This window comes from Burkholderia sp. AU27893 (assembly GCF_002223205.1).
Classification (GTDB): Bacteria; Pseudomonadota; Gammaproteobacteria; order Burkholderiales; family Burkholderiaceae; genus Burkholderia.
Genome location: NZ_NKFD01000006.1, coordinates 1 through 20,517, shown reverse-complemented (window position 1 = coordinate 20,517; position 20,517 = coordinate 1). Strand labels below are relative to the sequence as shown.

General features: G+C 64.1%; 18 protein-coding genes and 2 pseudogenes. All 20 read left to right on the top strand.

Translation table 11 applies throughout. The features are described from left to right. Window positions 1–166: 166 nt before the first annotated feature. The 20 genes and pseudogenes from CFB47_RS37575 (at window position 167) to CFB47_RS37480 (ending at window position 20,374) form a co-directional block, all read left to right on the top strand. Complete coding sequence (locus CFB47_RS37575) at window positions 167–793, top strand: phospholipase D family protein (RefSeq protein ID WP_027811092.1); 627 nt, start codon at window positions 167–169, stop codon at window positions 791–793. 33 nt (window positions 794–826) lie between these two features. Next, window positions 827–1,087 carry a hypothetical protein gene (locus tag CFB47_RS37570; protein ID WP_027811093.1) on the top strand — a complete coding sequence of 87 codons (261 nt, stop codon included), beginning with the start codon at window positions 827–829 and terminating at the stop codon, window positions 1,085–1,087. Window positions 1,088–1,101: 14 nt separating this feature from the next. Next, window positions 1,102–3,081 (top strand): zeta toxin family protein, encoded by a 1,980-nt coding sequence (locus CFB47_RS37565; RefSeq protein ID WP_027811094.1) that lies wholly within the window; start codon window positions 1,102–1,104, stop codon window positions 3,079–3,081. Window positions 3,082–3,236: 155 nt separating this feature from the next. Then, on the top strand, window positions 3,237–3,506 hold the full coding sequence (locus CFB47_RS41955) for a hypothetical protein (RefSeq protein ID WP_224755996.1): 270 nt from the start codon (window positions 3,237–3,239) through the stop codon (window positions 3,504–3,506). Between the two features lie 54 nt (window positions 3,507–3,560). After that, entirely contained in the window at window positions 3,561–3,959 is a 399-nt protein-coding gene (bamE, locus tag CFB47_RS37555; protein WP_027811096.1) for an outer membrane protein assembly factor BamE, read from the top strand. A gap of 126 nt (window positions 3,960–4,085) precedes the next feature. Next, window positions 4,086–4,595 (top strand): hypothetical protein, encoded by a 510-nt coding sequence (locus CFB47_RS37550; RefSeq protein ID WP_027811097.1) that lies wholly within the window; start codon window positions 4,086–4,088, stop codon window positions 4,593–4,595. A gap of 101 nt (window positions 4,596–4,696) precedes the next feature. Beyond that, window positions 4,697–5,119: a hypothetical protein gene (locus CFB47_RS37545; RefSeq protein WP_027811098.1), complete on the top strand. Its 423-nt coding sequence runs from the start codon at window positions 4,697–4,699 to the stop codon at window positions 5,117–5,119. After that, window positions 5,116–5,598 carry a protein-disulfide reductase DsbD N-terminal domain-containing protein gene (locus CFB47_RS37540; RefSeq protein WP_034175799.1) on the top strand — a complete coding sequence of 161 codons (483 nt, stop codon included), beginning with the start codon at window positions 5,116–5,118 and terminating at the stop codon, window positions 5,596–5,598. Before CFB47_RS37545 ends, CFB47_RS37540 begins: the two co-directional genes overlap by 4 nt. Window positions 5,599–5,978: 380 nt before the next feature. After that, window positions 5,979–10,547, top strand: coding sequence for a YadA-like family protein (locus CFB47_RS37530; RefSeq protein ID WP_027811100.1), 4,569 nt, complete (start codon window positions 5,979–5,981; stop codon window positions 10,545–10,547). A 14-nt stretch (window positions 10,548–10,561) separates the two neighbouring features. After that, window positions 10,562–11,230 (top strand): hypothetical protein, encoded by a 669-nt coding sequence (locus CFB47_RS37525; RefSeq protein WP_027811101.1) that lies wholly within the window; start codon window positions 10,562–10,564, stop codon window positions 11,228–11,230. Between the two features lie 29 nt (window positions 11,231–11,259). Next, on the top strand, window positions 11,260–11,472 hold the full coding sequence (locus CFB47_RS37520) for a hypothetical protein (RefSeq protein ID WP_034192229.1): 213 nt from the start codon (window positions 11,260–11,262) through the stop codon (window positions 11,470–11,472). Window positions 11,473–11,487: 15 nt separating this feature from the next. Continuing rightward, window positions 11,488–12,930, top strand: a complete 1,443-nt coding sequence (locus CFB47_RS37515; protein ID WP_027811103.1) for a DUF1173 domain-containing protein — start codon at window positions 11,488–11,490, stop codon at window positions 12,928–12,930. Window positions 12,931–13,192: 262 nt separating this feature from the next. Continuing rightward, complete coding sequence (locus CFB47_RS41420; protein ID WP_153260042.1) at window positions 13,193–13,330, top strand: hypothetical protein; 138 nt, start codon at window positions 13,193–13,195, stop codon at window positions 13,328–13,330. Window positions 13,331–13,338: 8 nt separating this feature from the next. Continuing rightward, a complete protein-coding gene (locus CFB47_RS37510; RefSeq protein WP_027811104.1) occupies window positions 13,339–14,232 on the top strand; it encodes a hypothetical protein in 894 nt (297 codons plus the stop codon). A gap of 672 nt (window positions 14,233–14,904) precedes the next feature. Then, window positions 14,905–15,816 carry an SOS response-associated peptidase family protein gene (locus CFB47_RS37505; protein WP_027811105.1) on the top strand — a complete coding sequence of 304 codons (912 nt, stop codon included), beginning with the start codon at window positions 14,905–14,907 and terminating at the stop codon, window positions 15,814–15,816. A gap of 72 nt (window positions 15,817–15,888) precedes the next feature. Further along, window positions 15,889–16,575, top strand: a pseudogene (imuA, locus tag CFB47_RS37500) (translesion DNA synthesis-associated protein ImuA); the annotation flags it as partial. After that, window positions 16,499–17,905, top strand: a pseudogene (locus tag CFB47_RS37495) (error-prone DNA polymerase); the annotation flags it as partial. The pseudogenes imuA and CFB47_RS37495, both read left to right, overlap by 77 nt. 73 nt (window positions 17,906–17,978) lie before the next feature. Beyond that, window positions 17,979–18,401, top strand: a complete 423-nt coding sequence (locus CFB47_RS41950; RefSeq protein ID WP_027813735.1) for a transposase — start codon at window positions 17,979–17,981, stop codon at window positions 18,399–18,401. After that, window positions 18,398–18,742 (top strand): IS66 family insertion sequence element accessory protein TnpB, encoded by a 345-nt coding sequence (gene tnpB, locus CFB47_RS37485; protein WP_027813734.1) that lies wholly within the window; start codon window positions 18,398–18,400, stop codon window positions 18,740–18,742. The genes CFB47_RS41950 and tnpB overlap by 4 nt, the downstream gene beginning before the upstream one ends. A gap of 39 nt (window positions 18,743–18,781) precedes the next feature. Next, entirely contained in the window at window positions 18,782–20,374 is a 1,593-nt protein-coding gene (locus CFB47_RS37480) for an IS66 family transposase (protein ID WP_027813733.1), read from the top strand. The last annotated feature ends 143 nt before the right edge of the window (window positions 20,375–20,517 follow it).

Genomic DNA, 20,517 nt, shown 5'->3' with positions numbered 1-20,517 from the left:
CATTTGCGTCTTTAATTAGCGCGATCTCGACGGTGAGTCGAGTGCGTCTGGTCGCGCTCACGTTTTCTGCCCTGCTTCTTGCTGCTTGCGCCTCGGTGCACAGCTACGACGCCTGCGCCCGCTCCTATTCAGCGGATGGCCACGCCTCCCACGTCGGGAGGTCGGCATGAAGTTTCTCCTCTTCCTCGCGATCACGGCCGGTGTCGGCTACTACGTGCTGCATGACGGGCCGACGCCGGATCTCGGCAATTTGTCGTCGTCCGTTGGGCATTTTGCGAGCTCTCTGAAGCACCCAGCCGACAACGCCTCACATTCTGAAAGCGCAGGCTCTGGCGACCACGCCTCCGTCCAATTCGCGACTTCACCCGACGGCCAGGCCGAGGCGCTCGTGCTGAGCGTGATCGACAGCGCGCAGTCGGAGCTCGACGTCGCCGCTTACGAGCTCACCAATCGTCGCATCGTTACCCATCTGATCGAGCGCGCCCGCGCTGGTGTCCAGGTCCGTGTCGTCCTCGACCGCTCCCAGCTTGACGGCCGCGGCTCGAAGCTCGCGGATCTCGTCGCGGCCGGAATACCGGTTCGCATCGACATGGCCGTACCGCTCATGCACGACAAGTTCATCGTCGCTGATAGCGATACGACCCAGACAGGCTCGATGAACTACACGCAGGCCGGTGCCAATCACAACGCTGAAAACGTCCTCGTCATCTGGCATCACGCCACGGTCGCCGCAGCCGTGCGCGCCGCGTGGGCGCGCCTATGGAATGAATCGAAGCCTTACCCAGGTGTTTGACCCGGCAATCACGCGCGTAAGCCGAACTTTTTAATGGAGAACACGATGCCTCATGTCGATTTCGAAGTCGCCTGCCAGACGATCGGGCAGCTGATCGCCCACTATGTCGCCGTCATCGCTGAAGAGGAGTCGCGCAGCGAGCCGGATGCGGAGTGCATCGCTATAGCCGACGCGGAACGCAAGACTCTGGTTGCCGCTCGCGATGCGCTGCATCCGGATGATGCGGCTGCGATCGCTCGTGCGCTGGACATCTACGGCCTGCGTGTCCGTCGCTTGAACATCGGTCACGCCTGATTCCGGAGCCCATCATGGACACTATTCCGGATGTCGTGATGCAGCGCGCGTATGCGCGAGTGGAGCGCGAGGCGATTGACGGCAGCCGCGAGCAAGCCGAGCCGAAGGCGATCCTCATCGGTGGCCAACCCGGTGCCGGCAAGACGGCCATTGCGCGTCAGGCGATGGGCGAACTCAACGAGCGCGGTGGTGCCGTTTTGATCGACGCCGATCGCATGAGGGAGAACCTGCCGCAGTACAGCCGGCTTCTTCGCGAGGATCCGCAACATGCAGCCGACCTGACGCATGCCGATGCTGGCCGGTGGGCGGGCCGGCTAACCACGGCCGCATCCGACGTGCGCCGTGATCTTGTGGTCGACGGCACGATGCGTAACCCCGATAGCCTGCGCAATCTGGCGCGGCGGCTCAAGGACCGCGGTTACACGCTGGAGGTTCGGGGCGTGGCCATGCCAGCGGACGTGTCGCTTACGCGTGCGCAGATGCGTACCGAGCGCGAAATCGCGACGACGGGCGTGGGACGGGTGGTCAATCGCGAGCAGCACGACCAGGCGTATGCCGGCATGGTGGAAACGGTCGCATTGCTCGAGCGTGAGAAGGCAGTGGATCGAATCCTGATCGTCGATCGGCATCACCGCGAGATATACCGCAACGAACTGCATCAGGGTGAATGGCGCGAGCCGCAAGCGGCCGCGGCGTCGATCGTGCATGAGCGCGAGCGTCCGATGACCCGCGACGAGATAGCCCATCACGTTCAAATGCTCGATGACATTCGTGACGCTCGTACAGGCCGAGGCGCGCCGGCGCCGGAGATTGCCGACATCTCGCTGCGTCGTGAGCAGGCGCTACGCGTCCCGGAGAGGGATGCGCAAGCACGGGTCAACGGAGCGTCTGCGGATGCGCGGCCGGCACCGGAGCGCGGCTTGCGCGACGTCCTCCGGTCGATGACGCGTGACGTGCCGAACGTCGGTGGCCACTTCCCCGATCCGGTCGCCGAGGAAATCGCTGCGTCGCGCCATCTGCCCGCCCTCGAGGCCAGGCTTCGCTCGCACGGGATGACTCACCTGACACCGCTGGACGCCGGCGCGTCGTCGGTCGTGCTGGCGGCCGACGACAAGCATGTGGTGCGGCTCGGAACCGGCGATCTTGCCGTTCGGCCAAAAATTCCCGAGGTCTTGCAGCCGGTGGCGAGCGGCACCGAAGGCAATCTGCGATACGAAATCATGCCCCGCGCCGATATGCGAGGCGTGACATCGGCCGACGTCGCGCGCACGGCCGACGCGCTTCGTCAGCGCGGATACCACTGGAGCGATCAGGGCGTCGACAATCTGGGCATCGTGGACGGTCGTGTGGTCGTCGTCGATCCGGGTGGCATAGAGCCGGTACGCGAACGGGCCATTCTGCCGTCTGCACGCCAACCGGATCAGCCAAAGACGGAGGTCGAAGTCGATACGGCGCGCGCGCCGCGCCGGCGTACCGTTGACCACGCGCGCGACGCGGAGCGCGGCCGCGCGTTCGACACGCTGGGCCGTGACCAGGCGCTCGCCCTCTTCCCCGAGCTCGACGCGGCCTACCACCACCTCGAAACGCGGACCTCGATCAGCACGGTTCCCCACAGCGAAATCGAACGCGCCAACCTGTCCGAACAGATCCATCGGGGCCAGCTACCCGAGGGTGACGTGCCGGACGATGTTTCGCGCCGGGCGATCGGCCTGGCCGGCGATTACCACAACCTGATTCTGCGCGATGCGCAGCAGTTGGAGCGCCACTACCGCGGTGAGGTGCTCGCCAACTCGACGCACCACTCGCTGGTCAAGATCGGTCAGACCGTTGGCATCGTCTATCCGCGCGATCGTCTGTCCCGCGATGTCGAGGTCGGCGAGCAGATCGCGATTCAGTATTCGCCGGACAGCGCGCTGCACCAGGTCAGGGAGCGCGATCACGAAGCGGAACGCGCAGACCGATCACACGACCACCAGCTTTCTATCGAGCGATAGGGGCCGCCATGTCTATTTTCAATCGCCCCCGACGTGTGCGTCCCGTTCCGCATTTTACGCGGCTCTATCTGGCCGAACGTCGACACATTCGCCGTCGGCTGTGGACCAGTCCGAGACTGCTGCGTATCGAAGCCGATTGGGCGACGCGTTACGTCGTGCAGTGGCTCGCACTGTGCTGGTTGGCATGGGCACCGGCGTTGTTGCTCTGGTGGCGGCTGATCTCCAACGGATTCCACCTCGACTACCCGATCGTCGTCGAGCCGCGCGCTTCGCTGCCGATGTACGTGTTCGCCGGCCTCGTCGCTTCGCTTTTCTACGCGTGGTGGCGACCGTACATCAGCTACGTCGAGCTGCAGGTCAGGCGCCACATGGACGACTGGTATCGCACTGTATGTGAAGCGGCGCGATCCGGCCGCCTGTATTAGGCCAGCAACGAATCACCGCCATTTTTGACTGTTGATCACACCAAGGGGAAGACCATGAAATTCACGAAGAACACGCTCCTGATCGTCGCGTTGTCGGCCACTGCGTTACTTGCCGGTTGCGCCACCACTGGCAACGAGCACCTCGAATCCGCGACGCAATCAAGCGTTCAGGCCCAAATCCAGCAGGGCAAGAGCACGAAGCAGGACGTTCAGGATGCTTTCGGTTCACCGAACAAGACCACATTCACCGATTCGGGTCTCGAGATCTGGACATACGAGCTGGCGCACGCCACGCCGCACGCTATCAACTTCGTCCCGATCGTCGGTGCGTTTGCACATGGCGCTGACGTGCGGAAGAAGACGTTGACAGTGCTGTTCGACGACAGCGGGGTCGTCAAGAAATACACGTTTGCCGAGACCACCGACGTGGCCAAGGGAGGCATCGGCCAGTAGCGCCTGCCTGATCGCAATTTAGTGGCGGGAAGGTGCTGTTCCTTACCTTGCGCCTTCCCTTTGACGCCAGCCGGCTTGCCGGCTGGTCTTTTTCCCCGATCTCGCGTTTCTGTAGAGGCACCCGCAATGAATCGATATCGCGCATCTTCCATCGAGCGCCGGCGAGCTGCAGCCTCGATCGCCTGGCCAAAAGGCACGTTGATCCTGACCAACACGGATCCCTCTGCCCAACGCACGCTGAAGGGCGCGGCGGTCGCGCTTGCGGCGGCGGCTTGCCTGTTTTCCATCACTTGCACAAACGGGCCCTTGCAGTCCTGGGCTCGCTCGCGCGAGCACTTCGACATGCGACCTGCGATGGAGGCCGCCCTGAAAGCCGGAAGTCGTTCCGCCGGTACATGGCTTGCCGTTCATTTCAATCGCGACTATCCGGGCTTGCTCCAGGCCGAGTCAGACGCTGGCGAACCGACAGCGATGTACCTGGTTGCTCGCATGCACCTGCAAAAGCACGCGGGTTTCGGCCACACCACGGCGGCGACCGATTCGGATCAGGAAATCGGCATGCAACTCATGCGTCGAGCCGCGGCGGCAGGCGGTCAGGACGCCCTGCGCTATCTGGTCAGTGGGTCTGCGAACTGAACACCACGATGGAATTGGACAAATACGCGGCATGTAAAGGAGAAAGCCGTATGCATACGCGTCCCCTTCACCCCCCCGTTCATCGTCGACATGTGCGAATCATGCTTGGCGTGTTGGCGCTCGTTACCTGGTTACTGATTGCGCCTATTGCTTACCTTGATGCGCTCGGATTCTGGAATAGCACGGAGCCCGTGTTCATCGCCGCGTTTGTTACGGCGCTACTGTTCTTGGCGGCTGTACGTTCGACGTGCACTCGACGTGGAACGTGGAGCGCACTACGTCGTGCGCAACGCGGTTTGCACCGTTTCGGCATGTGTGTCTATTTCATTTGCATGCTGTTGATGATCGTGATCGTCGGGAACTTCGATTCGTCGGCGGCCGGGTTGGCGGAATCGGCTTTCGACTTGTGTTTCGACGGAATGGTTGCCGGCGCAACGTTGTACTTCTGGAGCCTACTGGCGCTGCCGGTCTTATATATTCTCGCCCGCACTGAATCGGCGTGGAAGCAGCGAGGTGCGCGATGACCGCTCGAACTCGCGTTCTGCACCGTTTAGTCGTGGCCGTGTCGCTGGCGTTGCTTGCGTGGATCGTTGGCGGTGTCCTCGCTCGCCAGGCACACGCGCAGGAGTTTCTGTCGCCCGAGCAAGCGTTCCGCGTTCGCATGACCGAAGAACGTGGCGCTGTCGTCCTCCATTTTGCGATCGCTGACGGTTACCGACTTTACGGCGACCGCTTCCGGGTCGCGAGTGATGACGGCCGCGCGCACCTCGGTTCAATTCAGCACCGCGCCGGCAAGGTCGTCGCTGATCCGAGTGCTGGGCGTCCGGTTGAGGTGTTCGAGCGAGAAGTGACGTTGCGTGTGCCGGTCAATGCTCGCGAGATGTTCGGCCTCACGGTGACCTATCAAGGCTGTGCAATCAACCAGATCTGCTATCCGCCGATGCAGCGGACCTTTCCGGTGATTGCTGCTGCACTGCTGTCGCAGTCGGAGGCGTCGCGATGACGGCCGTCCTTTCTCCCTTCTCGCGTGCCCAGTACGCCTATGCGGTCTGTACGACAGACCCCGGTTCGCCAAAGTGGTTCAGCCACCTCCATGCCGCTCGGCACCACGCGATAGCACCCGCTCGCGCATGCGTCGGCATCCACGATGGGGAATTCCCGCCCCTGACTGCCGATATCCCGATGCTGCGCGACGCCTTCGAGGGTGCCGTGCTTGAGATTCACCAAAGGCAGCGCCGTCAGATCGATGGCGATGTTGCCGAAAGAAACCCCCTCTGTTCCCGGAATCTTGGCGGAGGACAGGAACAGAGGGCTCCAGGTCCTGCGCGAGCGCAGGCGTAAACGTCCCGTAGACCGGGCACTCGTTGTTAAGCGGGGATTGTAATGAAATTTTCGAAACGCCCTACACCAAGCGGTTTATCGATCGCGATCGCCGCGGCGATCGCATCGATGGCTGGTCCAGTGCATGCTCAGACGTCCGGAGACGGTGCGCTTTCAGATGGGAATGGTGCCGTTGCCTCTGGCGATTATTCCGTTGCGATCGGCACGGCGGTTACCTCTGCCGGGCCGCGCTCGTTGAGCTTTGGTTACGCGTCGACGGCGGCCGGAGCCGATTCGATCGTGCTCGGGACGTCCAGCACCGCGCAGACGAATGCGGTAGCGGTCGGCAATACGACGGCGGCCGGTACGAATGCAACGGCAATGGGTTCCGCCGCCACTGCCGCGGGCAATGGTTCCGTCGCGATCGGAACCGGCGCCGTCGCGAACAATTCGCAGGATGTCGCAATCGGATCGGGATCCACGACCGGCGCCGCGCACCCGCTTAGTAGCTTCGTTATTGCTGGTGAGAACTACTCGGTGGCGGGATCAACGTCCAACGGGGTGGTGAGTTTCGGTGCGCCGCAAAGTCCGAGGCAACTGACTAATGTTGCCGCCGGCGCCGTTAGTGCAACAAGTCTCGACGCCGTCAACGGATCCGAGCTCTATCACATGGGACAGGCAGTTGGGAGTCTCTCAACGTCGACGAGTCAGTCCGTGACGTCGCTGTCGACTGCGACCGCCAACAATGCCACGGGAGTTGCCGCCGTCTCTTCCGGACTCGCTACGCTGTCAACCACCGCCTCACAATCTTTGTCGTCGCTATCGACAGGGCTCTCGAGCAACACGGCCAACGTCACGAGCCTGTCGAGCAGTGCAGCCTCAAGCGTAGGTTCGCTCTCAACCAGCGTGGCCGGCGCCGGTACGGCGTTGGCCAGCTTGTCGACCGGTATTGCGCAGTCAGCCACGTCGCTGTCAACGGGCCTGGCAAGCAACACGGCCAGCATCACGAGTCTGTCGAGCAGTACGGCATCAGGCTTTGGTTCGCTCTCAACTGGGCTGTCCGACGTCGGCACGACGGTCGCGAGCTTGTCGACGAGCACGGTTGCAGGGTTCTCGTCACTGTCGACGTCGACCGCTCAAACGGTCAGCAGCCTGTCAACCGGCGCGGCCAGTGCGATCGGTTCGTTATCGACCGGGACCGCACAGGCTGTCACGTCGCTGTCGACGGGCTTCGCCAGCAACACGGCCAACATCACGAGTCTGTCGAGCAGTACGGCATCAGGCTTTGGTTCGCTCTCAACTGGGCTGTCCGACGTCGGCACGACGGTCGCGAGCTTGTCGACGGGCACGGCTGCAGGGTTCGTGTCGCTCTCGACGTCGACCGCACAAACGATCGGAAGTCTGTCGACGAGCACGGCCAGCGCGATTGCGACGTTGTCGACTACGACAAGCCGATCGATCTCGTCTCTTTCGACTGGCCTGGCCGGCGACGGCGCGACACTCTCGGCAATGCAGTCCGCTTTGGCTGCAGGGACCGTTGGTCTGGTTCAGCAAGCAGGCGGTGCCGGCACGGGCGCGATCACAATCGGCGCCAGTACCGGCGGTACGGTGCTCAACGTCGCCGGCAACGCGGGCGCGCGGCAGGTCAAGGGTGTGGCCGCAGGCACAGACGCTACCGATGCGGTCGACCTGCAGCAGCTGCAGAGCGTGGCGGCTCAGACAGGCGCAATCGGCTCGAGCGCGGTCGTCTACGACGATGTGTCCCACACGAGCATCACCTTTGGTGCGGTGGGTGTGCCAGTCACTTTGACCAACCTCGCGGACGGCTCCGTGAACGCCGGCAGCACGGACGCGGTCAACGGCCGGCAACTCTATGCCGCGCAGCAGGCGACGAATGCCAACAGTGGTGCGATCGCCGCACTGTCTACTTCAACGCAGGCGGTCACGTCGTCGCTTTCGACGGGCGCGGTTAATAGTGCGGCCTTGTTCGGAAGCTTTTCATCCAGCACGGCTGCCACTTTCTCGCTCCTGTCGACTGGCTTGTCCGCGACCAACGAAAGTGTGTCGTCTCTCACGTCGAGCCTGGTGGCCGGAACCGTCGGGTTGGTCCAGCAGACCGGCGGGACCGGCAGTGGCCGGATCATGGTCGGGGCCAACACCGGCGGTACGGCCCTCGACGTGGCCGGCACATCTGGACCGCGTCAGGTCGAGGGCGTTGCCGCGGGCATCGACGGCACCGATGCGGTCAACCTGCAGCAGCTGCAGAGCGTGGCAGGCCAGACGGGCGCAATCGGCGCGAGCGCAGTTAGCTATGACGGCGCGTCGCATACCCGCGTCACGCTCGGTGCATCAGGGTCGCCTGTGACCCTGACCAACCTCGCGGACGCCTCGTTGAACGCGAGCAGCACCGACGCTGTCACGGGTCGGCAGCTCTATGCTGCCCAGCAGGCGACGAACGCAAACGTCGGCGCGATCGCTGCCCTGTCCACGTCAACGCTGGCGGCAGCGTCCTCGCTTTCCACGGGCATCGCCAGCAACGTCGTCTCGATCGCGAGCCTGTCGACCAGCACGACCACGGCGCTTTCTTCTCTCTCGACCGGCGTCTCCCATGGCCTGGCGTCGCTGTCGACCGGCTTGTCCTCGGCCAACGCCGGCATATCAGCCCTCGCGTCCAGTCTTGCGGTCGGGACTGTCGGGCTGGTGCAGCAGTCCGGCGGCGCCAGCACCGGCACGATTACGGTCGGCGCCGGCACCGGCGGCATCGCGCTCGACGTCGGCGGAACTGCGGGCGCGCGCCAGATCAAGGGCGTAGCCGCCGGCACAAACGCCACCGACGCGGTCAACCTGCAGCAACTGCAGGGCGTAACGGCGGCTGTGGGCGCCGTCGGCGACGGCGCAGTCTCCTATGATGACTCGACGCATTCGCGCGTCACGCTCGGCGCCCCCGGCGTCGGATCGCCCGTCGTGCTCACCAACGTCGCAGACGCGGCACTGACGGCCACCAGCACGGACGCCGTGTCTGGTCGGCAGCTTTACACCGCCAACCAGGCGATCAGCGCCAACGCGGTCTCGATCGCAATGCTGTCGACGTCGACTGGCCTCGCCGTGTCGTCGTTGTCCACCGGCGTCGCCAACGGCGGGGCGACGCTGGCCGCGCTGCAATCGGGACTGGCGGCCGGTACGATTGGCCTGGTGCAGCAAGCCAGCGGTTCCAGCACGGGCACGATCACGGTCGGCGCCAGCACCGGCGGTACGGCGTTTGACATCGCCGGCACTGCCGGCGCGCGCCAGGTCAAGGGCGTAGCTGCCGGCACTGACGCCACCGATGCGGTCAACCTCCAGCAGCTGCAGGGCGTGGCATCTCAGGCCAGCGCGCTCGGCGCGAGCGCGGTCGCCTACGACGACGCCTCGCATACGCGGGTCACATTCGGCACGGCAGGCGCGCCCGTCGCCCTAACCAACGTCGCTGATGCGGCCTTGACGGCGAACAGCACCGACGCGGTCTCGGGACGTCAACTCTATGCGACGAACCAGAGCGTCTCCGCCCTGGCTGGCCAGCTCGCTACGGGTACCGTCGGACTCGTGCAACAACGCGGCGGCTCGAGTGCCGGCGCGATTACGATCGGTGCCGGCACAGGCGGCACCAACATCGACGTCAGCGGCCTGGCTGGCGCGCGCCGCGTCTCTGGTGTGGCAGCGGGTGTGAACGTCACCGACGCGGTCAATGTCGGCCAGTTGAACCAGGTTATCGGTACGGTCAATACGATCGCCGGTAACGCACTGTCTTACGACGATCTCACGAAGCTCAGCGTGACGCTTGGAGGGCTCGGAGCCGGGGTGGCCGTCACCATCCATAACCTGGCGCCCGGCGCGTTATCAGCAACCAGCGCGGATGCGGTCAACGGGGCTCAGCTCTTTGCCACGAATGCGAACGTCGCCGCCAATACCAGCGCGATCGATGTACTTTCTGCCCGACTTGGCGCGATCCTTCCGTCGAGGTTCAGCCAGAGCCTCCCCGAGCCCGGCCAGGGCAGCCTCAAATATGCTGCGTTCAACAGCACCGGCGCCGGTTCAGTTGCAACCGGCACGGATGCGACGGCTATCGGCAGCAATGCGGTGGCCACCGGCGATCGCAGTGTTGCACTCGGCGTGGGTGCCGTTGCCCAAGGCAGCGGCTCGATCGCGGTCGGCAGCGGTGCGAGCACAACTGGCGCCAATGCCGTGGCGCTGGGCGCCGGTTCAGTGGCCGATCGCGACGATTCGGTGTCGATCGGCAACTCGGCGACCGGTACGACGCGAACACTGACCAATGTCTCGGCCGGAACGGCCCCGACCGATGCCGTCAACGTCCAGCAGCTGAACGACACGGTGACGAACCTGAGCAACCGCATCGAACACGACCGACGTGACGCCAATGGCGGCATCGCCGCGGCTGTCGCGATCGCCAGTCTGCCCCAGGCGCCGGCGCCGGGAAAGAGCATGGTGGCCATCGGGGGCGGGACGTACGGCGGGCAGTCCGCCATGGCGCTCGGCATTTCAACGTATGCCGGCCACTGGATTCTGAAGGCGAACGGCTCGACCGATACGCGCGGCACCGTGGCCGCCGGTGTAGGTGCGGGATTCGTCTGGTAACCAAGGAGATCACCATGAATTCGAAACTTCCTGCTGGACCGGACGTGGTGACAGGCATCGGTCTGCGCAATCCTGAGGTGCCGATTGCTTTCGAGCGCGCGCTGCAGGCTCGCGTCGACTACGCGATGGCGATCTGCACGACCGATGAGGGATCCGAAGCGCGGAACGCACTCCTGAAACGGGCACGCTATGGGGCGAGCGATCTCGGCCGAGATCTTGTCCTGGTCGGTGCCGACGATCTCAGTTGTTCGCCGTTGCTCGCCGACGTGCCCGTGTTGCGAGACGCATTCGAAAGTGCCGTCGACTGGGCGCAGGTCGACCAGGCCAACGCCGAGGCTGAACTGGCGGAGGCCTTGGCTGAAGCCGAGAACGAGCTGGCGCGAGAGAAGGCGGCCGACGAGCGACGTGCCAACACGAAGGCGGCAATCGAAGCCGGCGATTGGCCGGCGCTGGATCTCCCAACGCCCGACGCCTTCGTGCAGGCGCTGGCCGCGGGCAAATCGGTCGACGTCGACGGGCACTGTTTCGACTTCGTCAGCGGCGAAGGTCTGTGGTGTACGAATCCGTATGGCGTCGATGCCTATTTCGGAGACGCCATACCGTCGGTCACCTACGCCCGTGAACTGCTCGGTGCGATTGCGCTCGGCACCGTATTCGGCGACGTCCCGCCTGACAGCGATTGAGCTACCCCATCCACATACCGGAGCTTCCCATGCCCGATCAGGTGTTTCGAAGTGGCAAACCCGTGACAGCACACAGCATCGTGTCGGCCGCGATCGCTGGCGACATGACGGCCGACGAGGCCGTGGAACTCGTCCAGTTGCTGATTGAGGCCCGCGCGCGCGGCCTAGATGTCCGAGAGGCCGATCCCCGCTCTGCCAAAGCGCCCTTGAGGGGCTCGGCCAAGCGCTCAGCCGCCGTTTAAACCAGGAGATCTGGCATGCAGAACTTTGAATTAGACGGGTTGGAATACGAGGCGGGAAGCAATAGTTTCCTCGCGAAACTGCCAGCTGCGCACGAGGCAAAGACACGTCCGCTCTGCCTGTGCTCGACCCCACCGATTCCGATGTACATCGCACGTTTCGAGGGGCGGTATCAGGTCAAGCGTATGCCCGGTACCGGCGCGAAGCACAAGCTCGGCTGCGACTCGTACGAAACCCCGCCCGGCCTGAGCGGTTACGGCGATGTAGAGGGGTCGGCCATCGTCGAGGATCCGGAATCCGGAGAGGTCACCCTCAAGTTCGGTTTCGCGTTGGCGAAAGGTGCCTCGCGGGAGATGCCGGAGCCCTCTGGCGATGAGCCTGACAGCATCAAGACGGATGGCAAGAAGCTGACCTTGCGGGGTTTGCTGCACTACCTCTGGGAACAGGCCGGCCTGAATCGCTGGTCGCCGGCCATGGCCGGCAAGCGGAACTGGTCTGTGGTCCGCAAATATCTGCTGTTGGCCGTCGCGGGCAAGAATGCGAAGAAGATGAGCCTCGAGGACATGCTGTACGTCCCTGAGATGTTCGTCGGCGACCAGAAGGACCGCATCGCCCAGCGACGCACCGAGCATCTCGCCCGGATTTCTGTTTCCGAATCCGGGAAGCCGCACTTCGTGCTGGTGATCGGTGAGCTCAAGGAAATCGCGACCGCTCGCTTTGGCTTCAAGCTGGTCATCAAGCATCTACCCGACTATGGCCTGATGGTCGACGAGAAGACCAAGAAGCGGATCGAGAAGGTCTTCGCGTCCGAGCTCGAGATCTGGGCGGCAACGGAAGGCACCCACCTCATGGTCATCGCCACCGCGAGCCTGTCAGCGGCCGGTATCGCCACCGTCCAGGAGGTGTCGATGATGCTGGCCAACGAATCGTGGATCCCGTTCGAATCGCTCGCCGATAACGCGCTTCTGAAGGCCTTGGCCACCCGTCGTTACCAGAAGTGCCTGCGCTACAACCAGACCGCTAAGCATCCAATCGCCACGGCGTTATTGACTGACGCCGAGCGCGGTACGGCGCTCTATGTTGTGCCGGCCGACGTGTCGTCCGGCTACCAGTCCGAGCTAGACACGCTTATCGCGGAGTCGGAACTGGATTCATGGATCTGGCGGCCGGGGACCGAAGTGATGCCCCCGCTTCCCCTGACCGCCTTCGACGCGGCGCGGAAGGCCCAACGGCAACCGCGGCCGCTCGCATCGGCAGCGGCCACGAATGCCCTAGCGGTACCGGGCTCCGCGATTGCGCGCGAGCTCGAAAACAGAACGCGCACGGTGGTTAAGGCGCCCGAAACGGAACCGGATCCGACTCCGCTGTTCGCCGAACCACCGGTCGTCGATGAGCCGCCCCCGAGGTTCGATGATCAACCGCCCTATACCGATGAGGATCGACCGGCGAATTGGTTGTGAGTGCAACTGGTCATGGAATCGCCTAGTTCCGCTGGACTGAAAGCGATTCTTTTGGAATGTTGTGTAGCGCTAACGAATACGGAGGACTGGATAGGCCAGTCAAAAAAAACGCCCCGATTGCACTCGGGGCGCGACCAAGATGACGTACGACAGGGACCTTCGGCGTCGCAGGCGTCAAACCAGAAAGTTCGGATTCTAGAACAGAAGCGTGCCCTGTCAAGCGTCATCTATGTGACAGCAACTTAACGAATCAGCACATCAGATGATGATCCAGAACAACATTGGCCGTATTGTCGGTGAGGCATTGAAAACAGATGCAACGGCGCTGCCGCTCCGCCCCGTGGTAGCGGCTGGCGGCGATCCGGATATCCAAAATTCGAGGGTATCGGGTACGGACTGAACCAGCTCATGACTCGGCTGATTCCCGGTACGTCGCCGAATCTGGCGCACGCCCCGATGAATCCGACCTGTCCGGCCGCCAGCGACGACTGGATGGCCGCGCCTACGCACGCCCCCCGTCGACGCGCGTCGCTGCCCGAGCGCGTTTGGCCGGCGGATATTCCGTGTCCGGCGCCGGCGAACAGCCCCCGGCTGCTGCGCGAGTTGAAGTTGCGCCTCGGCCGATATCTCGAAACGCCGCAGGCCTGGTTGCCGGCCCTGAACGCTGCCAATGGAAGCCGCCGCCAGCAGCGCAGCGAGCGCCGTATAGCGTGCGTGCAACTGGTGCGAGCGCTCGTCAAATTTTGTGATGTCTCGACGTTGCGTATTGCAGTGCCGGCGCAGAGCGGCTGGGTGGATTTCACCCTGCCCTACCTGGCCGAGCAGGCGGGTCTCTCGGTGCGCCGTGCCGAGCGCGCGCTGCGCGACCTGGTCACCGCACGGCTGGTGAAAAGCCGGCCGCAGTGCGAGGTGGCGGTCGGCGACGAAGGGCCGCGCTATCGTGGGCTTGCCGCCATTCGCTACGTGACGCCTGCACTATTCGAACAATTCGGCCTGGGCAAGTGGCTGCGCCATGAGCGCACTCGCGCCCACCTACGTGCGCAGCGCCGGCGTAATGCCGCGCGCAAGTCCGAGCGGAAGGCCCATGCCAGTGCCGGCCAGCTGCGCACGCTGCTCACCGACAAACTGGCCGCTGCTCAGGCCAAGGCCGTCGCTCGGAGCACGCGCTCCGACGACGATCGTCGTGCCGATCTCGAGCGCGCGATCATGATCCGCGCCGGCGAACTCAAAGATATCTACCCGGACTGGGACCGCGACCGGTGTTTCCGGGTCGCGCATAACCAGCTCGCCCCACCCGCCTAGCGTACAAACGGTTTCCTCCTATCTATCGCTACCGCGAGGATGGCGCTTGCGCGGATCCGCCGTCGTGCCGTCTTCTGCCGGTATTTGGTGTCTCATTCGCTGGTTTTCGGCCTGGATTCTGACGCCGTGTCGCCGCCTAGCCGTTCGCAACTGTGGATAAGTGCATTTAACTGTCGGGACGGCTCGCCGTTAAGTGTCGGGGCTTAGTCAGAACCTATCTCTACCTATACCCCATATCGACCCGCGGCAATGCCGCGGTGTCACGCGGGCTTCGCCCGCTTGGCAGGAAACCCCCACGGGCTGCATGCGCTTTCCACCGGCAGGCCGTAAGCGCTACGGCGGCCGCTGGCCGCCGCACCGCTAACGGCGCGACAAAAGATTTCGGGGCGCGTCAAAGCCGCACCCCGAAATCAGCGCGCGCGCGTGCGCGCCCGACTGCCCGCAAGCACCATCGACTATCCTCGGCAGCTTAGCTTTCAGAGAGGGGGGGTATCTTAATACGCAACTAACGGTCAAATGGATCGCCCCCACCAAAATTTTCCCTGCCGCTCCACACCCCCATGTCTACAAGAACGGGGCCGCCCCCAACCCGAGTGGAATCCTCACAATTCTGTTCAGCCCGTGCCTGAGCGCGATACTCTGTCGGAAGAGCAATGGTTATGGGAGGCGACGATGTGCTACTCGGCCAAGATCCAGGCGAACTATCGAGAGTACGTTCGACGTTACGGCGCCGACATGGACATCGAGACGTTCCGGCGCATCTTCTTCGCGCGCGCATCCGGGGCTGACATCAAGATCCCGAAAGCTGTCGACGCCGCGTTCGCAGGTGTCGATGATGAGATCACTACCGCGATCGCCGCGTATCGAAACCAGCGAACACGCGAGCTGGAGACCGCTCTGTTCGAGCAACGCGCGCGGCTGGCCGCGGCCGAGAAAAAGCTCGCCGCGAAGATCACGAAGAAGGCCAGCGAGGACGTCCGAATCGCCACGAACAAGATCGATGCGGCAACGCGCGGGCTCGACGATCTTCGCCGGCAGGACCTGCAGGAGCGTGATTCGCGGATCTTCCCCGGCTGGTATGCGCCCGTGCTGATCGAACTCGACGGCAAGCGCCTGATCGTGCCGATGCGGTACCGCTGCCGTATTCCGGGCTGGACCGAGGCGGAAGAAAAACAGAAGCAGGGAAGCTACAACGCGCGTTTCGACTCGCTCGGCACCGCCTGGCGCAAGGTGTTTGGCTTCACGCACGGTATCGTGCTCGCCGACACGTTCTTCGAGCACGTCGACCGAGACGGGAAGGACGTCATCCTGCGTTTCGATCCGACACCACCGCAGCAGATGCAGCTCGCGTGCTTATGGACGTGCACCGAGATTCCCGGTGCCGACGACCTCTGGTCGTTTGCGGCGATCACCGACGATCCGCCGCCCGAAGTCGCGGCCGCAGGGCACGACAGGTGTGTGATTCCGCTGAAATCCTCGAACGTCGACGCCTGGCTCGCACCGGATCCAAGCCGGCGCGCGCAGTTGCGCGACATCCTCGCCGACCGCGAGCGGCCGTACTACGAGCACCAGCTCGCTGCGTAAACCCGGGGGTTGGAGGGACGGTTATCTCTGTCATATACTGTACAAACATACAGTATTTTGCGAACCGACCCCATGCACCCCGCTCTCGCCCATCCAGAAGCAATCCATCCGAGTTTATGGCGAGCCAGCCAACTGGCGCGCTCGAGCGTGCGCGGCGTCGACACGGGCCATCCGGAGTTGACGGCCGAACTGCCCGGCGGCGGATGGCCGCCCGGCGCGCTGATCGAACTGCTCGCGCCGCAGCCTGGAATCGGCGAACTCCGGCTGCTGGCGCCGGTGCTCGCGCGCGCGGCCGGCAAGCCGGTCATGCTGATCCAGCCGCCGCATGCGCTGCAACCGCTGGCGCTCGCGTATTGGGGTATCGATCCGTCCGGCTTCGTGATGCTGCCGGCACCGCGCTCGGCCGACGCGCTGTGGGCCGCCGAACAGGCGCTGCGTGCTGGCACGTGCGCCGCCGTGCTGCTCTGGCAGTCGCACGTGCGCGCGGACGCATTGCGGCGGCTCAATCTGGCCGCGCAGAGCGGCCAGGCGCTGTTCTACCTCTTCCGGCCGGCGGCCGCCGCGCGCGACGCGTCGCCGGCGCCATTGCGACTCGCGCTGGCACCCAAGCGCGACGGCGTCGACGTCACGTTCGTGAAGCGCCGCGGGCCTGCACGCGATACGCCGCTGTTCGTTCCCTTGTCCCCCTCGCCGATTCGTCGATTTCGAACATCAGCGTCGCGAAGAGGTCATGCAGTACATCTACCGCAAGTACGGCCGCGATCGCGCAGCGCTGACGGCCGCCGTCACGACGTACCGGCCGCGCAGCGCTTTGCGGGAGGCCGGCAAGGCGCTCGGCGTGGATCCGGCGATCGTCGAACGCGTTGCGAAGCAGCACCACTGGTTCGATTCGCGCGCGGATCTGCTGCAGCGGTTTGCCGAGGCTGGCCTCGACCCCGACGCGCCGCTGAATCAGCAGTGGGCCGCATTTGCCGCGCAGCTGCTCGGCTATCCACGACACCTGTCGCAGCACTCGGGCGGCTTCGTGATCAGCCGCGGCAAGCTCACGCGCCTTGTGCCAGTCCAGAACGCGAAGATGGTGGATCGCTCGATCATCCAGTGGGACAAGGACGACATCGAGGCGCTCGGCATTCTCAAAATCGACGTCCTGGCGCTCGGCATGCTATCGATGGTGCGCCGCGCGCTCGACATGATCTCGGAGAAGCGCGGCGAGACGTTCGAGTTGCAGGACATTCCGGCCGAAGACAAGGCGACCTACGACATGCTGTGCGACGGCGACAGCATGGGCGTGTTCCAGGTCGAATCGCGCGCGCAGATGTCGATGCTGCCGCGACTGCGGCCGCAGTGTTTCTACGACCTGGTGATCGAAGTCGCGATCGTACGGCCGGGCCCCGTGCAAGGCGGGATGGTGCATCCGTTTCTGCGCCGGCGCCAAGGGCTGGAGCCCGTCACGTTTCCATCTGAAGGCATGGAGAAGGCACTGGCGCGCACACTCGGCGTGCCGATCTTCCAGGAGCAGGTCATGCAGGTCGCGATGCTCGCGGCCGGCTTCTCCGCCGGCGAGGCCGACCAACTGCGCCGCGCGATGGCGGCATGGAAGCGCAAGGGTGGACTGGAGCCGTACCACGAGCGTCTGGTGAGCGGCATGCTCGAGCGCGGCTACGATCGCGAGTTCGCCGAGTCGATCTTCGCCCAGATCAAAGGCTTTGGCGAATACGGCTTCCCGGAAAGCCACGCGGCCAGCTTCGCGCTGCTCGTCTACTCGAGTGCATGGCTGCGTCGACACGAACCGGCCGTGTTCCTGGCTGCGCTGCTCAATAGCCAGCCGATGGGCTTTTACACGCCGTCGCAGCTGCTGCAGGACGCGCGGCGCCGCGGCGTTGAAGTGCTGCCCGTCGACGTCAACGTCAGCACATGGGATTCGGCGATCGAAGGGCCGACAACGTCGGCGCCCGTGCGCCTCGGCTTCTCGCTGCTGCGCGGCATGCGCGAGGACGTCGCGAGCCGGATCGAGCTCGCACGCGCGGCGCGGCCATTTGCCGACGTCGCGGATCTGGCGCGTCGCGCCCAGCTTGATCGTAAGCGACTCGGCCCGACCGTTTCCCGATGCTGATTTTGCTGGCGCATGATAGTCGCGTTTAGATTGACGGAGACGGTCAGCTATGCCGAATGCAGCGCGCCCGGCCCATCGCACGTATGCGCGGGCATTCAAACAGCAAGTGATCAGGGAAACGTTGGAACCAGGCATGTCGGTGTCGATCGTCGCGCGGCGGCACGACATCAACGCCAACGTCGTGTTCGGGTGGCGCAAGCAATATCGGGAAGGCAAGCTGGAACTGCCGGGACTCGAAGCTGCGCCGTCGGCCATGACAGGCACGGAGTTGCTGAGCGTTGACGTGATCGATTCGGTGTTGATGCTGCCAGCGCCGCAGCCTACGGGAAACGCGACGTCGAAGGTGACAAGCGGCGTACCGATGCCGACGCCCGTGTGCGAGATCGAGGTGGAGATCGGCAAGCGGCGCGTGAAGATTCGCGGCCTGTCTGCTGAGCGGGCCGAAGCGTTCCTGCAGGAATGCCTGAAGTGATCACATTGCCGGCCGGCACCCGCATCTGGCTTGCTGCGGGCGTCACGGACATGCGCTGCGGCTTCCAGGGGCTTGCCACGAAGGTACAGGCGACGCTCGAGGAGAATCCGTTGTGCGGCCATGTGTTCATCTTCCGCGGACGTCGAGGCGATCTCGTGAAGCTGCTTTGGGCCACCGACGACGGGCTCTGGCTGCTGTCGAAGCGATTGGAACGCGGCCGCTTCATCTGGCCGCAAGCCGATGGCGGCAAGATCTCGCTCACGGTCGCGCAGTTGTCGATGCTTCTCGAAGGCATCGATTGGCGGCAGCCCCGCCGTACGGCACCTCTGTCGATGCTGTAGGTGTTGTAAACCGCTCGGGAGGCTCGTAAACTCCGGCGCATGCCGAATCTCGACGATCTGCCCGACGATGTCGCTGCACTGAAGGCCATGCTGGCTGAGGCTCGCGCGTCGGCCATCGAACGGGAACTCGAGATCGAACAGCTGCGCCGCGACATCGCCGCAAGCGATCTCGAGATCACACGGTTGAAGCTCCTGATCGACAAGCTCAAGCGAATGCACTTCGGCCGCAAGTCGGAACAACTTGCCCGAGAGATCGAGAAGCTTGAGCTCCGGCTTGAGGATTTGGCCGCAGGCAGCGGTGTCGCCGACGTTCAGCACACAAAGGTCCGACGAGAAAGGTCCACGACTAGCAGCGATCCGGCCGTACGTGAGCCGCTGCCACCGCACCTTACGCGAGAAGATCGCGTGCTCAAACCGGATTCGATCTGCCCCAAGTGTGAAGGTGCTATGCAGTGCCTCGGCGAGGACGTCTCGGAACAGCTCGCCCGTGTTGCGGCGATGTTCAAGGTGATCCGCACGATCCGGCACAAGACGGTCTGTCCGGCCTGCGGCCACATCGCGCAGCCACCGATGCCGGGACTGCCGATCGAGCGCAGTATCGCGCATCCGAGCTTGCTTGCCGACATTCTGGTGTCGAAGTACGCAGATCATGCGCCGCTGTACCGACAATCGGAAATTGCGGCGCGCGACGGGGTGACGCTTGACCGCGCCAGCATGGGTCGCTGGGTCGGACAGTGTGAGGCGCTCTGCCGCCCGCTGACCGACGCGCTGCGCCGGTATACGATGGCGGGCACGAAGTTGCACGCGGACGACACGCCGATCCCCGTGCTCGCGCCAGGCAACAAGAAGACGAAGACCGGGCGACTCTGGGTGTACGTGCGCGACGACAGCCGTTCGGGCTCGACGGAGCCGGCTGCGGTGTGGTTCGCGTACTCGTGCGATCGCAAAGGCATCCATCCTCAGACGCATCTCGCCGGATTCGAAGGCATCCTGCAAGCCGATGCCTACGGCGGCTTCGACGAGTTGTACGTAAGTGGCAAGATCCGCGAGGCTGCTTGTTGGGACCACGCGCGGAGAAAGTACTACGAGATCCACGCGAGCACACCGACGGACGAGACCCAGAAACTGCTCGAGATGATCGGCGAGTTCTACGGCATTGAAACCGACATCCGCGGCAAGCCGCCCGATGAACGGCAGCGCGTGCGGCGTGAGAAAAGCAAGCCGCTGCTGGACGCCTTCGAAACGAGAATCCGGGCCAAGCTCGCGACGCTGTCGCGCAAGTCGGAGCTGGCCGGCGCGATCCAGTACTCGCTGAATCACTGGACTGCGCTGACGCTGTTCTGCGAGGATGGGCAAGCCGAGATCAGCAACGCGTTGGCAGAAAACGCCCTGCGTTGCGTGAGCCTCGGGAGAAAGAACTTCCTGTTCGCTGGTTCCGACAGCGGGGGTGAGCGGGCCGCCGCGATGTACAGCTTGATTGGTGCGTGCAAACTCAATGGCATCAACCCGCGCGCCTATCTGGAATACGTCTTGACCCACATCGCTGATCACGTCATCACCCGCGTCGACGAACTGCTGCCTTGGAATGTGGTCGACAAGCTGACGTCGGTCAGCTCGCATGGCACTGCCTGACTGCTTCATAGATCCAGATAGATCGTGCCCATGATCCACGATCGTGGGCACGATCTCACGTGATCCTCACGGAACTCCCCAAGCTCTCACATCATGCCCCATGCGCGCGCGAATATGGAACTGGTCGCGCCGAGCCGCTTACG

Bases quoted from the DNA above. Each gene is read 5' to 3' on its own strand.
- CFB47_RS37480 (WP_027813733.1), top strand. From the start codon at position 18,782: ATGCCGAATCTCGACGATCTGCCCGACGATGTCGCTGCACTGAAGGCC.
- CFB47_RS37515 (WP_027811103.1), top strand. From the start codon at position 11,488: ATGCAGAACTTTGAATTAGACGGGTTGGAATACGAGGCGGGAAGCAAT.
- CFB47_RS37540 (WP_034175799.1), top strand. From the start codon at position 5,116: ATGACCGCTCGAACTCGCGTTCTGCACCGTTTAGTCGTGGCCGTGTCG.
- CFB47_RS37570 (WP_027811093.1), top strand. From the start codon at position 827: ATGGAGAACACGATGCCTCATGTCGATTTCGAAGTCGCCTGCCAGACG.
- bamE (WP_027811096.1), top strand. From the start codon at position 3,561: ATGAAATTCACGAAGAACACGCTCCTGATCGTCGCGTTGTCGGCCACT.
- CFB47_RS37565 (WP_027811094.1), top strand. From the start codon at position 1,102: ATGGACACTATTCCGGATGTCGTGATGCAGCGCGCGTATGCGCGAGTG.
- CFB47_RS37530 (WP_027811100.1), top strand. From the start codon at position 5,979: ATGAAATTTTCGAAACGCCCTACACCAAGCGGTTTATCGATCGCGATC.
- CFB47_RS37520 (WP_034192229.1), top strand. From the start codon at position 11,260: ATGCCCGATCAGGTGTTTCGAAGTGGCAAACCCGTGACAGCACACAGC.
- CFB47_RS37575 (WP_027811092.1), top strand. From the start codon at position 167: ATGAAGTTTCTCCTCTTCCTCGCGATCACGGCCGGTGTCGGCTACTAC.
- CFB47_RS37550 (WP_027811097.1), top strand. From the start codon at position 4,086: ATGAATCGATATCGCGCATCTTCCATCGAGCGCCGGCGAGCTGCAGCC.
- CFB47_RS37525 (WP_027811101.1), top strand. From the start codon at position 10,562: ATGAATTCGAAACTTCCTGCTGGACCGGACGTGGTGACAGGCATCGGT.
- CFB47_RS41420 (WP_153260042.1), top strand. From the start codon at position 13,193: ATGATGATCCAGAACAACATTGGCCGTATTGTCGGTGAGGCATTGAAA.
- CFB47_RS41950 (WP_027813735.1), top strand. From the start codon at position 17,979: ATGCCGAATGCAGCGCGCCCGGCCCATCGCACGTATGCGCGGGCATTC.
- CFB47_RS37505 (WP_027811105.1), top strand. From the start codon at position 14,905: ATGTGCTACTCGGCCAAGATCCAGGCGAACTATCGAGAGTACGTTCGA.
- CFB47_RS37545 (WP_027811098.1), top strand. From the start codon at position 4,697: ATGCTTGGCGTGTTGGCGCTCGTTACCTGGTTACTGATTGCGCCTATT.
- CFB47_RS37510 (WP_027811104.1), top strand. From the start codon at position 13,339: ATGACTCGGCTGATTCCCGGTACGTCGCCGAATCTGGCGCACGCCCCG.